At 50.5% G+C, this 14094-nt stretch carries 11 protein-coding genes and 1 pseudogene; 9 read left to right on the forward strand and 3 right to left on the reverse strand.

The window, feature by feature from the left end; translation table 11 throughout:
- Positions 1-470 precede the first annotated feature (470 nt).
- Positions 471-1226 carry an IclR family transcriptional regulator gene (locus tag ACRYA2_RS19375; protein WP_433631961.1) on the reverse strand — a complete coding sequence of 252 codons (756 nt, stop codon included), beginning with the start codon at positions 1224-1226 and terminating at the stop codon, positions 471-473.
- 236 nt (positions 1227-1462) lie between these two features.
- Between ACRYA2_RS19375 and ACRYA2_RS19380 the strand changes: the two genes are divergently transcribed.
- The 7 genes from ACRYA2_RS19380 to ACRYA2_RS19410 all read left to right on the forward strand — a co-directional run bounded on the left by ACRYA2_RS19380 (position 1463) and on the right by ACRYA2_RS19410 (position 10987).
- Positions 1463-1660: a multicopper oxidase domain-containing protein gene (locus tag ACRYA2_RS19380; protein WP_433632217.1), complete on the forward strand. Its 198-nt coding sequence runs from the start codon at positions 1463-1465 to the stop codon at positions 1658-1660.
- A gap of 369 nt (positions 1661-2029) precedes the next feature.
- Positions 2030-3091: a BMP family lipoprotein gene (locus tag ACRYA2_RS19385; protein WP_433632219.1), complete on the forward strand. Its 1062-nt coding sequence runs from the start codon at positions 2030-2032 to the stop codon at positions 3089-3091.
- 47 nt (positions 3092-3138) lie between these two features.
- A complete protein-coding gene (locus tag ACRYA2_RS19390; RefSeq protein WP_433631964.1) occupies positions 3139-4740 on the forward strand; it encodes an ABC transporter ATP-binding protein in 1602 nt (533 codons plus the stop codon).
- A 53-nt stretch (positions 4741-4793) separates the two neighbouring features.
- Positions 4794-5870, forward strand: coding sequence for an ABC transporter permease (locus tag ACRYA2_RS19395; protein WP_433631966.1), 1077 nt, complete (start codon positions 4794-4796; stop codon positions 5868-5870).
- Positions 5867-6925, forward strand: a complete 1059-nt coding sequence (locus ACRYA2_RS19400; protein WP_433631969.1) for an ABC transporter permease — start codon at positions 5867-5869, stop codon at positions 6923-6925. The genes ACRYA2_RS19395 and ACRYA2_RS19400 overlap by 4 nt, the downstream gene beginning before the upstream one ends.
- Positions 6926-7413: 488 nt before the next feature.
- Entirely contained in the window at positions 7414-8103 is a 690-nt protein-coding gene (locus tag ACRYA2_RS19405) for a DUF7504 family protein (RefSeq protein WP_433631971.1), read from the forward strand.
- A 778-nt stretch (positions 8104-8881) separates the two neighbouring features.
- Entirely contained in the window at positions 8882-10987 is a 2106-nt protein-coding gene (locus ACRYA2_RS19410; protein WP_433631974.1) for a hypothetical protein, read from the forward strand.
- 3 nt (positions 10988-10990) lie between these two features.
- On the opposite strand, the gene ACRYA2_RS19415 is transcribed toward ACRYA2_RS19410, so the two are convergent.
- Positions 10991-11122: a DUF7503 family protein gene (locus tag ACRYA2_RS19415; RefSeq protein ID WP_433631976.1), complete on the reverse strand. Its 132-nt coding sequence runs from the start codon at positions 11120-11122 to the stop codon at positions 10991-10993.
- Positions 11123-11413: 291 nt separating this feature from the next.
- Between ACRYA2_RS19415 and ACRYA2_RS19420 the strand changes: the two genes are divergently transcribed.
- Entirely contained in the window at positions 11414-11641 is a 228-nt protein-coding gene (locus tag ACRYA2_RS19420; RefSeq protein ID WP_433632240.1) for a hypothetical protein, read from the forward strand.
- On the opposite strand, the gene ACRYA2_RS19425 is transcribed toward ACRYA2_RS19420, so the two are convergent.
- Positions 11621-12166: a DUF7344 domain-containing protein gene (locus tag ACRYA2_RS19425; protein ID WP_433631979.1), complete on the reverse strand. Its 546-nt coding sequence runs from the start codon at positions 12164-12166 to the stop codon at positions 11621-11623. The genes ACRYA2_RS19420 and ACRYA2_RS19425 overlap by 21 nt on opposite strands.
- 527 nt (positions 12167-12693) lie before the next feature.
- Between ACRYA2_RS19425 and ACRYA2_RS19430 the strand changes: the two are divergent.
- Positions 12694-13965, forward strand: a pseudogene (locus ACRYA2_RS19430) (RNA-guided endonuclease InsQ/TnpB family protein).
- Positions 13966-14094 lie beyond the last annotated feature (129 nt).

The raw sequence follows: 14094 nt of genomic DNA on the forward strand, positions 1-14094 counted from the left end.
CTTGGCACTCCCAGTAGCCCCACCTGCCACCGTCCGTGAACCCCTCACAGATTCTCACCGTGCCGGGGTTCGGTGGGGTTGAAAACCTGAAATATCCAACGCTCAGGATTCCTCCGCGTGAACGCGGAGGAGGATGTCAAACCCGTAGTACCGCTGGTATCGCTCTACACCAGTCTGAACAATATTCCGTCCCCTCTCTTAAAATTGTTCTGTGACACAGAACGTAAATTTCTGGTTTCACTCTCTATTTCAGAACGCAGTGCTCGTATAGAATAACTACAAACTAGCAGAGATCATACCTTTACGTTACTACAATTGCAATGGTAAATCATTGCGAGCGGATAATAACTATCAAACTATATTTATTTAATGTAGTTATTAGAGAATTTAACTAGGTATTGATTAGATGTTCTGAGTTACAGAATCATATGTTAAGAGAACAAGGCTATTCTGCATGGTCTATTATAGTATTAGTAGGTGAACTTTAGCTCGATTATATTTGCTGCTTCGAGTACTTTCCTGCAGATCTTTTCAGCAAATTCATCGTCTTGGGTTCTACGTTCTGGTGTCGAAACACTAATCGCACCAAGAACGCAATTATTAGAATCCCTTATCGGGGCAGCAAGGCATCGGAGTCCCTCCAAGCGTTCTCCTGCATCAATAGCATAGCCTCGTTCCTGGATAGAGTCAAGCTCATCGAAGAGCTCATCTTCGGTTTGAACGCTATTTGGTGTTCCAGCGTTAAGCCCTCGCTGTTCAATTATTTCTACAACTTGTGATTCGGGCAGATGAGCGAGTATTGCTTTCCCAAGTGCTGTTGTATGAAGATGGGTTCGCATTCCGGTATGTGTATCAACATCAATAGCATTCTTGCCCTTTTCTCGCATTAAGTACACTCCCATACCTTCTTCTTCAACCATCAAATTAGCGAGTTCCCCGGTAGCAGTGGCAAGTGATTTTACTTCCGGTTCGGCAATTCGGTAAAGCTCCATCTGTTTCCGGATATAGCCTCCTACTTCGAGAAACTTCATCCCCAATTTATATTTATTATTACTCTTTACCACATAGCCGTATTTTTGAAGTGTCATTAGATGATTATGTACTGCACTCTTCCCCATTTCAAGTCGATCTGCGAGTTCAGTGACTCCACATGGGCCTTGGACTTTTAATTCCTCCACCAATTTAATCGATTTCTCAGTTGTTCTTACAGCGTGTTTCGAAGTCACATAGTTTAATAGGATTTTTGCAATAATAAAAATTCTGTATATCAGAACGGGGCTAAGAAGAAAAAATAACTACTGTTATAGATAATATAATCAGGATAGAATGGTATTCAATTGGTGTTGATCAACAGACCACGACCACATTTCCACTCATAGTGCAAAATACACCGAAGAGACAAGCATACCATTACATTCATTTAATTTAACCGCACGCCCCGTCTTTTCTTCTAATACAAAGAATAGGCGTCGTTCGGGCCGAACCAGGTGAAACAGTGCGAATCCTCACACGCTTCGACGGACACACTGGACATTTTTCCTGGCATTGCCATATACTTGAACACGTAGATTACGAGATGATGCTGCACTTTGTTGTCGCTGGAGACAACGATAATGGTGGTAAAAGGCCCGACCCCATGATCGGTAACTCCCCCGACTGATCCAGATGGTGAAGCTCTATGAGGATACCAAAATATATATTTAGTGCTATGTAGGTTATGAATAATAAATAATCTATGATCGAGTGACCACAGCAGAGATATCGATTCTACCTTTTACGCGTTGTTTGGCGGTGTACTATATCGTTAATATCGATTTAGTACCATTATTGCTACTTTAATAATTATTGAGTACCGGTAACAAAGGCAAATTTCCACTAGTTATTTGTGCATCCAGAAATAATGACTGATAGGATGACAGACATTCCTGACTCTGACACTGAATCAAAGTGTCCCCACGAACAGAAACTAGCAATCAGCGGTATCAACCGGCGTGACGTCCTCAAATCGAGCGGAGCCCTTATCGGCGGAATGGGTCTTGCGGGCTGCAGCGGAAACAATGGAAACCAATCCGGAAACGGAGGTACTACCAATAACGGTGGCGGTGGCGGAAAAACGACAAATATCGCGATCATCTCGAGTCCAGCCGGGTTTGGCGACCAGGCGTTCAACGATCTGGCTTGGCAGGGCCTTCAGAACGCCAAAGATGAGTTCAATATCAACCTCCAACAGGTTGAGGAGACGAATCAGTCGAACTACAGAACGGTCCAATCGCGGCTCGCCGAGAGCCAGAACCCCAACTACGATCTTATTGTACTAGTTGGTTACAATCACACACAGGCCTTGGAGACGAACGCCACGCAGTACTCTGATCAGAAGTGGATGTTAATCAACGACTTCGTTGATCAATCAAACGTCGCTGGCTATACATGGGCTAATCACCAGATGTCGTTCCAAGCAGGTGTACTCGCGGCTACGATGACTACACGCCAATTTAGTCATAAAAATGCCGCCTCAACGAAACCTGATAATCCGACGATTGGGTTCGTCGGTGGCGTTGATAGCGCACTCATCAATGCATTCGAGCGTGCCTATAAAGCAGGTGCCAAGTCCATTAACAAGGATGTCAATGTTCGTGTAGGCTATATCGGCAATTATAACGACACACAGACAGCAAACAACATTGCTAGTTCCCAATATGACGCAGGGGCAGATATCGTCTACCACGCGGCAGCGGCCGCTGGCAAAGGTGTCTTCCAGGCTGCGCAAAACGCAAGCTGTTTTGCCATTGGTGTAGACGCCGACCAGTCCAAGACCCTTCCCAAGTACACGGACGTCATTATGGGTTCTGCTGTCAAGTACATTAACAAAGGGACCTACCAGGTTTCGAAAGCAGTGGTAAATAATAACTGGCAGAGTGTCCAGGGCGATAACGTGCTTGGGCTCAAACAGGACGCTGTTGCAGTAGTCCTTGGGGATGCTGTTGGACCGGAGCTCCCGGATATCGTTGAGACTAATCTTAAGAAATCCAAGCAAGCAATCCTCAATGGAGACACGGAGGTGCCGTGTAGCGCGTCCGGTTGCCAAGGCTGATTTACCGTATTCACTGTATTTATGGTCAGATATTATACAATAATACTATGAATGACAAAGAAAGGTCAGCCGTCCGTCTAGAAGGAATTAGTAAGCGGTTCGGCGATGTTGTCGCCAACGACGACGTTGATTTCACTCTTCAAGAAGGATCGGTTCACGCCCTCATCGGTGAGAATGGAGCGGGCAAGTCGACATTGATGAGTGTCCTTTATGGTCTCTATGAGCCAGACACAGGACAAATTGTCGTTGACGGTGAACACCGCGATTTCGATTCTCCGCGGGATGCCATCAACGCCGGCATCGGCATGATTCATCAGCATTTCCAGCTCGTAGACAATATGACAGTGGTTCAGAATATCGTTCTCGGTCACGAACCAACTGCAAACGGGCTAGTCGATATAGAGAGTGCTCGTTCGGACATTAGTGAGATATGCTCAACATATGGTTTCGAGGTGGACAAACATCTGGATACTCCCGTTGAGGAACTCGGTGTAGGTCTCCAGCAGCGTATTGAGATCGTGAAAAGCCTCTACCGTGGAGCCGATGTGCTCATTTTAGACGAACCGACCGCAGTTCTAACACCACAGGAAGTCGAGAGCCTATTCGATGTAATGAACGGACTCACTGAGCGAGGCTGCTCACTTATCTTTATCACACACAAGCTAGACGAAGCAATGGACATCGCTGACGATATTACTGTTCTTCGAGATGGAAATGACATCGGAACTGTCGATTCCAATAATACCTCTCGGGAGGAGCTCGCGCGCATGATGGTCGGACGAGAAGTGCTGTTCGACACACCAATGCGAGAAACCTCACCTGGGGAGGCCATCGTTGATGTCAGCGGACTCCGAGTCACTGATAATCGTGGTCTTGAACAGGTCAAAGATATTGGATTCAGTGTCCGCAAGGGGGAAATATTTGGTATCGCAGGTGTTGAAGGAAATGGTCAGTCCGAGCTCATCGAATCAATTATTGGCCTCCGAAATGTCGAATCAGGAACCGTCACATTCGATGGGTCCGATATCACGGATATGAGCCGCCGCCGCCGCATCGAGTCTGGAATCGCATATATTCCGGAAGACCGTCAAGAGACAGGGCTGGTACAAGATTATGACCTCGTGCGGAATGCGTTGCTCGGCAATCAGACGATCGAGCCGTACGCCAACAATGGCTTTCTCGATTGGGAGAATGTCCGTACCCATGCTGACGAGATCATCGAAGAGTACAACGTGCAGCCACCGAACCGCGATGCAGAGGCGATGTCGCTGTCCGGAGGGAACCAGCAAAAATTTATCGTCGGGCGCGAGCTTGAACACGATCCAGAGTTCGTCGTTGCTACACACCCAACTCGAGGTGTTGATGTCGAGGCGATCGAGTTCATTCACGAACGACTGAACGAAATGCGTGAGGAAGGAGTCGCTATTCTCCTCGTCTCCTCAAAGCTTGACGAAGTTCAGAAACTTTCAGATCGAATTGGAGTCATGTACGAAGGTGAATTCGTTGACGTAGTTAAACCTGGAAGAGTCACTGATGAGGAACTCGGACTCATGATGGCTGGACGCACACGCGACGAGATTGAGACACTTGGAGGAAATGAAGAGAAAAACACTGGCGGACAGTCACATGACAGGAGTGCTAGCTCGTGAGTAGTACGGACTCCGGCCGGTTGCAAGCCATTCTAGGCCGAGCTGCCGACCGCATGTTTCAGGCATCGGTGTTGGAACGGTTGGCGATCGCAGTTGCGTCGACATTGCTCGCGTTATCCATTGGTGCGATTATTGTTGCCGCGTCTGGCTATAGTGCAGTAGAATTCATTTCCGCGCTACTGTATGGTGCACTAGGAACACCCTCGAATATTGCATTCATGCTCCGCCAGTCAACAATGCTTATTCTTGCGGGGGTGGCTGTCGCGGTCGCATTCAGAGCTGGTGTGTTCAACATCGGCGTCCAAGGACAGTTTGTTGTCGGCGGGTTCGCCGCCGCCGTTACCATTCTCTTTCTGGCACCGGTACTGCCAGATGGACCTGTTAGTGGAATCATCTTCATATTTCTCGGAATAGTTGCAGGTGTTGCCGCTGGCGGGGCCTATGCAGCGATACCAGGGTTAATGAAGGCATATGCAGATGCGAATGAGGTTATCACGACGATCATGCTGAATTTCATTGCGACAGGTGTCATCTACTTTATAGTGGATGCGTACCTCCGCCCAGAAAATGTTTCTGCACCAAACACTGCACCGTTCCCCGAGTCTGTCACACTTCCATCAATAGTATTTAACAGTGGTACGTTCTCAATCATTGGCCTCGCTGTGGCGCTCGTGACGGTTGTAGGCGTTTATATCGTTATGGTCCGAACTAGGTTCGGCTACGACTTGGTCACGAGCGGTCATCAGGAGCGTGCTGCCGCCTATTCTGGCGTTAGTACCAAGCGAACGATAGTAACAACAATGACGTTCTCAGGGATGATTGCCGGTCTCACAGGTGGACTCTTCGTCATCATGATCCTCGGCTACTATACAGACCCAAGTACGTTTCCTCGATTTGGCTTTGACGCCATCGCAGTAAGCCTGCTTGCAGCGAACAATCCACTCGGCGTCGTGCCAGCAGGGCTGCTGTTCGGGGGGCTCGACGCTGGCGGCCAGTATATTGGATTCACTCTTAATGTACCATCGGAGTTGGTGGATGGCGTGATCGGTCTCGTCGTCCTGTTTGTCGCCGCACCGGAGTTATTCCGAATGGCTGGACTGCGAGCCGGCCTAGGAGGTGATGACGAATGAATATCACTCGCGATGCGAACCGGAACTGGTTTACTGTCGCCGCGATTGCGATTATCCTTACATTGCTAATCGGGATGATCGGGACCGTGTTTAACATTCCAGGAGCCAAGCTCTTGACTGTCGGAGCAGTTCAGCGTGCATTACAGGCTGCAATGCCCATCGCACTGGCAGCTATCGGTGGGCTATACGCTGAGAAGAGTGGCGTGTTCAATATTGGCCTTGAAGGGTTCATGATCTTTGGGGCGTTCACGGCTGCCGCCGCTGGCTGGATTTTCTCAGGTGGGGAATCGATCAGCCAGGGTGCCCTCTGGCTTGGTATTCTTACTGCGGTGGTTGTCTGTTCGTTGTTGACGGTAGTGTTTGCTGTTCTGACTATTCGGTATAAAGCAGATCAAATTGTCGCCGGGTTGGCCGTGTGGTTCATTGGACTCGGATTCGGGCCGTTCTTGGCGACGGTGCTTTGGGGAGGAGTCTCCAGTCCAACGCTTCCGAATATCGCCAACATCACAGTCCCAGTTCTCTCTGGAATTCCAGTACTTGGCCCTCTACTTTTTGATTCATCACCATTAGTATTACTGACCGTGTTGATTACTGTCGCTGCTTGGGTTGTCCTCTATCGAACACGGTACGGTTATTGGGTTCAGGCGGCGGGAGAAAACCCAGAGGCACTGGACACTGCGGGTATCGACGTAAATCGCGTCCGATACGCCACAGTCATATTCTCCGGTGCGATGGCGGGACTGGCCGGGGCAGCGCTGTCGATTGGTATTGGAAGTGGTTTCACCGGTACAGGCACTACAATTGTCAACGGTCGAGGATGGATTGCAATTGTAGCATACCTTTTTGGTAATTACAACCCATTAGGAGCTTTCCTTGCATCTCTCCTATTTGGAGCCATGGATATGCTGCAAATCCAGCTTCAGACAGTCGGCATTTCACTGCCTGGCAGTATTACGAGTCTATTCCCATATGTAGCTGTACTTGTAGTGCTTACAGTCGCTGGTTACACCCGAATGCCTTCAGCTGTTGGAGAATCCTACGAAACAGAGGAATAACTCGCCTCAGGCCTTGATCTCGAGGCACTTGGCCTGCTCCTCGCCGTAGATCACTCATCCTAAGCTCTTAACAGCCATATAATTTGCGTAGCCTATTGATTCTATTTTATATTTAATACCTTATAGTATAGAGTTATTAATATATTATAGATATTGGCATGTGATAACCCGCCCATTATGGTAGCGTAGCTGTTATATACTCACTTCTATAAGAGAATTTTGTATAAGAATAGTATGATAATTCTTAGTGGTCGTCTAGAAACACTCTCAAGATTTAATTAAGATTGGTTGTTAGAATTATATATAAATTCTTAGGCACCCGTCTATCTTATCCACAGCTTTAGCTCTCTTCGTTGGGTGTGTAGCCGGAAGACGACACTAAGATTCGTTCTCGTGCAGGCCCATATTCAATAGTTTTCAAATCCACAGCTGGTTTTTAGAAGTTTAAACCCCAAATATTTATTTGGGCTACTATAGTAAAATAGCGTATGAGCGCAGATCCTCGCAGTCCGGGACCTGACGATGGAGCGCGCTTTCACTATTGGCTCCAAAAACTAAAACAGCGCGGCAGCAACCTTCTTATCACCGGCACTGTCTCTGACGACGTCTCAGCACGTGCATCCCAGCGGCTGTTCGGACAAAAACGAGATCGAGCCCGAATCCTCGCGCTTACCGATCGAACGGAGACGAATCCTGCGTCCCGGCTTCCAGATGGCGTCTCGGTTACTGATCCTGGGACATGGTTCATTGACCAGCGTCACGGCGAACGATCGATTCCCGATGCTGCGACGAATGCGACGTTCGCTCTTGATCACCTCGACAAGTACAACGTTCACCAGCTTGGTGAAGAAATACAGGCTGCAATCAGCTTCTATGTCGAAAGGACAGATGATCTTGCTCCCGCAGCGCTGCGCGTCGGCATTGACTCCCTGTACCCGCTTCTCCAGAACGACCGCGCGGCAACCGAACGTACACTCCGGATGCTCACTACAGCCGTCCATGATGTCCGGGGTATGGCCCACTACCACATCCGCATTCCGGACGACGCACCACTTGTTGAAGACCTCACATCGCTATTCGACGCGCGTATCGAGCTACGGAAACGACGACGTCTACCCCCAGAACAGCGCTGGCACGTTCCCGAACTCGGACAGACGACGGCATGGGTAGAGTTGTGATGTTCTTCTTGCTATGATCAATGAAACGAGAAGAATCACTGTGATCTCCATGATGTGAAGTACCGGGAATCGACGGTATAGATTGTGGGTGATAGTAGTTTTTAGTGCATATCCGCGTCTTTAGGCGTGGGTCGAACGGTAGGCCGGGCGACACACCGCCGTCGGTTGCTGGGCCGGATATCCGTTTCCGGTACGTTTAAGCGTCCGTACTGCCTGTTTTAAGGCGCCACTCCGATGGAGAGAGTCATACCAGAGAATACACGTGTGCCAATGACTCGGTCGGAGATGGGGTCTCAGTGACCAGACCACAGCCCTAACACGGGAGTGAAATCGAGAGATTCCCCCGGTGTGTCGCCGGTTCCTGTGAGAGTGCGGGTTGCAACCTCGAAGGCCGATGGCCGATATCCCATGGTAGGATGCCACGCCATTTACGGCGTGGAGGAGGTCACTGTTCTGTAGTCGTTGTTGTCGTCGTGGTGGTTTCTGGTGTCTTCGTCTGTGTCGCCGCTGTCGTTTCCTGTTTAGTAGTCTGTGACTTGGTGAAGTACTTCTCGAGAACCGTCTTGTAGATTCTAGAGCTTGCTTCGCCAGTTAGGATATGAATTCCATCAGTAAAACTATCCTATAAGAGCGATATCTACTGACGATTTTCTTCAGATAATAGCGGGAGCCGTCAGCAGACAGTAGCAACGATAACAAGTGTTGTACGTATATCACGACGCGAGGGATTTAATTTTCTGCACCACGGTACATAAGTCTACTAAAACACAATACAGATATGATGGAATTCACTACACTCGATGGGGATTCTGGTCTTACCATCTACGACCCGATCGAGAATGCTCGATTTGAACTTTCCACCCCCAATTCTATCACATTAGAGTCAGCTCCGGCTAATGACTTCTATTTTCCCGTCGATACTGCTGTTGCGTTCGATACAACGGCAATCGAGATTCCCAAGCGTGTCCCACTCTTCGTTCGAACGCAGGACGGCGCGATGGTCACTAACGTAGAGACGACTGATGTGTCGTCTGTACCATCGGACGAGTATCTGCTCGAACCGATGAGTATGCCGATGAAACTCTATATTGCCGTTGATAGCGCGCTTACATTCCATCCGAGCGAATCATCGCTCACGGTGACGTTCGAGGACTCCTGTCCCGTTCGCGTCGGCGCACGGTCATTCCATGATAGTCCCGCTGGAACGATTACAGTCACCGGCGACATCGACGATGCGATAGCTGCCGTCTCGCTATTCGGGTCGGCGTTGAAAACGACCTCCTGTGAGCGGTCGTTTCCCACCTTGCGTGGCCATCCACCACTGGTCGAGCGCGGCGAAACGTTCGCTGTGCCAGATGGGATTGAGACTCCTGAAACCGGCATCGATCTCGTGATTCCACCTGAATGGGAGTCGCTCATGCCAGTGGCGTCGTTGGCATATTATCTCGGTGCAAATGTCGTCGCCGGGAGTGACCCGCGACTGGTCGCAGGTGAGTTCGAACATGCCCTTGACGGGCCGGGTGGCTATGCTGCGACGGTCAATCGCACACTGCAACAGGTGTTCTTCCTTGATTGCCTCACTCGCACTGAAGGCTACTATCCGGTTGAGTTGTACGAGCGAACCCAGGTCGAACCGTCTCTCGCCCTTGATTTTGCCGATCTGTACAACCGGCCACTCGATGAGCAGATTCCAGCATATCTCTCAGTGCCGTTCGAGACACTGGAATCACACATATTGGACTGGCATCTGACGACCGATGTCTTGCCGTCCGTTGAGACGCTTCCTGCGTTGCCGTATCTTGCCGACGATCTCTCGCTGTTGCGGACGCCACAGAATTCGACGACCACGTCAGTCACACCGATGCCGGAGGCAATTGAAGAGTTCACACGGACACGTGCGGCTGCGATGGGCGATTTCACGCGAAGTACGACCGATTTCACGCGTGATGTGGGTGGATGGGATTGGGGTGAGGACGATGAACTGTTTCAATTGGACCCCGTTGAGACAGTCGAACACGCGTGGGTCGGCAATGGCTATCCGGTTGGCGCGAACAAAGTTACACTTGACTCGCTGCACCGCCGTAACGACGTGTCGCCACCGGACGAGTCAGTGTTGACTGTCCACGTTGTCTGTAATGACCCTGAGATGGCTGAAGAGAATGTCGTGAGTGAGTTCTACGGCTTGCATGATTTCGTCACGTATGACGTGTCAGTACACGAGGAAACAACGATTGACGAACTTGCTATGCTATTCGAATCATCGGCCGACTTTCTCCACTATATCGGCCACGTTGATGAAGACGGATTCCAGTGTGTCGATGGATATCTTCACGCTGAATCGCTTGACTCAGTGAATGTTGATGCGTTCGTTCTTAATGCGTGTCACTCCTATAAACAGGGCAAACTTCTTGTTGAAAAGGGGAGCAGGGGTGGTGTTGTCACGCTTTCAGAGGTCATCAATACGTCAGCGACGAGAGTCGGTTGTGCACTTGCACGGCTACTAAATGCAGGATTTTCGCTTCGATCCGCACTTGCTATCGCGAAAGACAAAGTGTTGGTTGCAATTGAATACATTACGCTTGGCGACGGTGGGCTCACGCTCTGTCAGAGTGAAAATGGCACTCCAATGTTGTATCAAGTCCGGCCTGAGAGAGACGAGTATCTTCTGGAGCCGTTTGCGTTTCCAGTGTCGAATCATGGGATTGGGACGATGATGCATCCGAAGGTGGAATCCACCTCCCTTCACTATCTTGCCTCCGGTTCACTCAGTGTCTTTTCTCTTTCTAAGTCGGAACTTATGGACATGGTGGACTCTGGATTGTTGCCTCTAAAAATAGGGACCGAATTGTACTGGGGCGATGAACCACTTACCTCATTTTTCTGAATTTTATGGGCCTGGGACGGCTCCTTCTGCTGAGTCTGCGTTTGCGGCCTGCGATAGAGCGAGTCCGATGGTGAACAGGATGCCGATCAGTCGGGGATTCTGTGCGAGACGTGCTTGGGTTGCGTTTTTTAACATACATGGTTACATCTAACCCCTATTAATGTATAATTTTCTAAATTATTCTAATCCTTGTAATATAAAAGCATCATAATAACCACCAATAGAATCAGAAGAAACGCCTTTAAGCGCGCTTAGCCGTTCATAATCGCTGTTTCAGCAGGCTATCATTGCAATCTCTCCTGTCTGAGCACAATCGCACGTCAGCTACCCACGGTTTCAGCCCCCGGGGGTTTCTCGCCAACAAAAGCTGTAAAGAAGGGCAATTTCATTTGCTCGTCGTTCAAAGGGAACATAACTATGGGAACAGTGAGCGAAGTGAAGGTGCTCACCGTTGTGCCGGTGAGCCACGCCATGCCCATGGTTCGAAGCGGCGAATCAACGTTACGAGAGCTTCGAAATGGGGTCGTGCCTGAACAGTTTTGGTTCGCCCGTCCACAAAAGCTCTCTTCTGATTTGCCGCTTTCACAGAAGATAAGCGACGAAGTCTCACCCTTGCTGATTACTAGGGAGTCGCTATTTTTCGGTATGCCGTAGGTCAGGCAGTGACTCCCACGGAGTACGTCGCCGATAGCAGAGATACTGACTAACAGCCAAGAGGCTGTACATAGTCAGGATTATCATAGGTGTATGGCGCGAGAAGATTGTAAGTGGGAAAATTCCAACCAGCATACTTCCGAGAAGGAGGAGGCTCAGTATCGAAAACGTGAGATAGTACTGATTCCACGCGATTGTCAGGCGAGAGACATCACCGAGATACTTCTCGAGATGGCAAACACGATGCGAGGGATGTATCGTACCGGCTTCACGATTGTAGTCAAGAAGTCCAACCTCTTCGAGTTTCGGAATATGTGTCTGATAGAGCGAGATATAGACCCGCCTTCGTTGCTTAGTCGTCAACTCGTCCGGTGGAGTGTTGTGTTCACACGCCGCTACGTGGGTCGCTAGGGTAGACAGGTCAACGGCATCTCCTTCTCGTAGAAGATAATAGAGTGCATATCGCCGCCGCGGGCTCTGGAGCACCTCAAATATCTGCTCCTGTGAGATCTCGGTGCTGGCCATTGGAAACGGGTTATCCGCGGAGCGAAGCTCCTCTCTCTTTCATATTACAGTCCTCCGATAGGCAAAGTTCCACTCCTGCATAGACTCGCTATCACCCGTCTCTACTTTGTTCGCTCGAGGCTACTACCAGGCAGCGTCACCATACCGTCCCTAGACTGAGCTCTAGTTATGGAGAGACGTTGTCGGCTCCTTCACTCGTTGCAGTGCTCTTCGAAGAAGGGTATCTGCCTTACAATGTCGGGGAACAAGGGGAGAGGGTTCGGAACAACGAACGGAGGGGCGAAGTCCGTTCTGGAGCCCACACAACTACGGTAGTCTAGTGCTGCTCGCAGTCTGTCTGCGAACCGCAGTTAGTCCAAAGACCGCTTTCACTATTGTTATGCGGTGCTTGATATGGAGGAATATCCAGTAGTCTTGAACTATTCTGGCAATCAGGATAAAAAATAGGAGAACACCACTCGATCACCTTGTCCACCGAATTCTACACTTATTTCGTGTTCGGGGTGCATAATCAGTTATGAAGCCAGATGACAACGCGAACTGTCCGAACATTCGAGGCCAGCATCCCGAACCACCAATAGGTTCGTGACAACCTCGACCAACTCGGATGGGCCGCGTCAAAACTCTGGAACGTCGGTCGCTACTACGTGCAAGAGCAGTGGGACGGCTCCGGCGAGATACCCAACGACGGCGAACTCAAAGCCGAACTCAAGGGCCATGAACGCTATACGGACCTTCATTCTCAGTCCAGTCAACGAGTTCTCGAAGAACTCGCTGAAGCGTTCAACGGCTGGTATGCCAAACGTCGCAACGGCGACGACAAGGCCAACCCGCCGGAGTATCGAAAGAACGGAGACGCACACCCACGCTCTACCGTGTCATTCAAAGCAGCTGGTTTCAAGCACGACGAATCAAACCAGCGCGTCCGCCTCTCAAAAGGCCGCAACCTCAAAGAACACCGCTCGAATTTCATCCTCTGCGAGTACCAAACTCGCCCGGACATGGACCTCTCCGAGTGGGACATACAGCAAGTCCGCGCCGTCCACAAAGATGGCGAGTGGTGGCTTCAATTCGTCTGCCGCACCGTCATCAACCCAGACCCGCCGGGCGACGAAACGGCAGGCGTTGACCTCGGGATATGCAACTTCGCCGCCGTCTCCTTCGGAGACAAATCGGTGCTGTACCCCGGAGGTGCGCTCAAGGAGGATGAATACTACTTCGCCAAGCAACGTGCGAAGTGCGACGATTCAGCCTCCCGAGAGGCCACCCGTCTCGACCGCAAGCGGACCGAACGCCGAACGCACTTTTTGCACACCCTCTCGAAAGAGATTGTCGAGCAGTGCGTCTCCCGTGGAGTCGGAACGCTTGTTGTGGGCGACCTCGGTGGCGTCCGAGACGCCACCGAGAACGGCGACCCCCGCGACTGGGGCGACCACGGTAATCTCGACTTGCACGGGTGGGCGTTCGACCGCTTCACGAAGATGCTGGACTACAAGGCGGAAGCCAAGGGTATCTCGGTGGAGTTGGTGTCGGAGCGCGATACGTCCAAGTCGTGTTCGGCGTGCGACCATACGGACGACAACCAGCGCGTTGAACGCGGGTTGTACGTCTGCGAGGAGTGTGACACGGTGGCGAACGCGGACTCGAATGGTGCGGAGAACATTCGGCAAAAGGTATTCCCGAGTCAGCCGTAGGCCGATAGGGATAACGGCTGGTTGGCACAGCCAGTGGTTCGCCTGTTCGACCATAGCGAGGGCGGTTTCGCCCCGCGAGAGTACGTCGCTAACCAAGAACTTTAATATCCCAACTTCGGTGGGATTCCCGCGTCTTCAGGCGCGGGAGGATGTCAATACAGGTTGACGACCACGACAAGAGCGACACGGATATCGCTGGGAAACTGACGCGACCAGTACCCTATCACGAATCAG

The sequence above is a fragment of the Halomicrococcus pelagicus genome, assembly GCF_050954125.1.

Excerpts from the sequence above, each read along its gene's own strand:
- ACRYA2_RS19405 (WP_433631971.1), top strand. The coding sequence starts at position 7,414 with ATGAGCGCAGATCCTCGCAGTCCGGGACCTGACGATGGAGCGCGCTTT.
- ACRYA2_RS19415 (WP_433631976.1), bottom strand. The coding sequence starts at position 11,122 with ATGTTAAAAAACGCAACCCAAGCACGTCTCGCACAGAATCCCCGACTG.
- ACRYA2_RS19395 (WP_433631966.1), top strand. The coding sequence starts at position 4,794 with ATGTTTCAGGCATCGGTGTTGGAACGGTTGGCGATCGCAGTTGCGTCG.
- ACRYA2_RS19410 (WP_433631974.1), top strand. The coding sequence starts at position 8,882 with ATGATGGAATTCACTACACTCGATGGGGATTCTGGTCTTACCATCTAC.
- ACRYA2_RS19385 (WP_433632219.1), top strand. The coding sequence starts at position 2,030 with ATGGGTCTTGCGGGCTGCAGCGGAAACAATGGAAACCAATCCGGAAAC.
- ACRYA2_RS19390 (WP_433631964.1), top strand. The coding sequence starts at position 3,139 with ATGAATGACAAAGAAAGGTCAGCCGTCCGTCTAGAAGGAATTAGTAAG.
- ACRYA2_RS19425 (WP_433631979.1), bottom strand. The coding sequence starts at position 12,166 with ATGGCCAGCACCGAGATCTCACAGGAGCAGATATTTGAGGTGCTCCAG.
- ACRYA2_RS19400 (WP_433631969.1), top strand. The coding sequence starts at position 5,867 with ATGAATATCACTCGCGATGCGAACCGGAACTGGTTTACTGTCGCCGCG.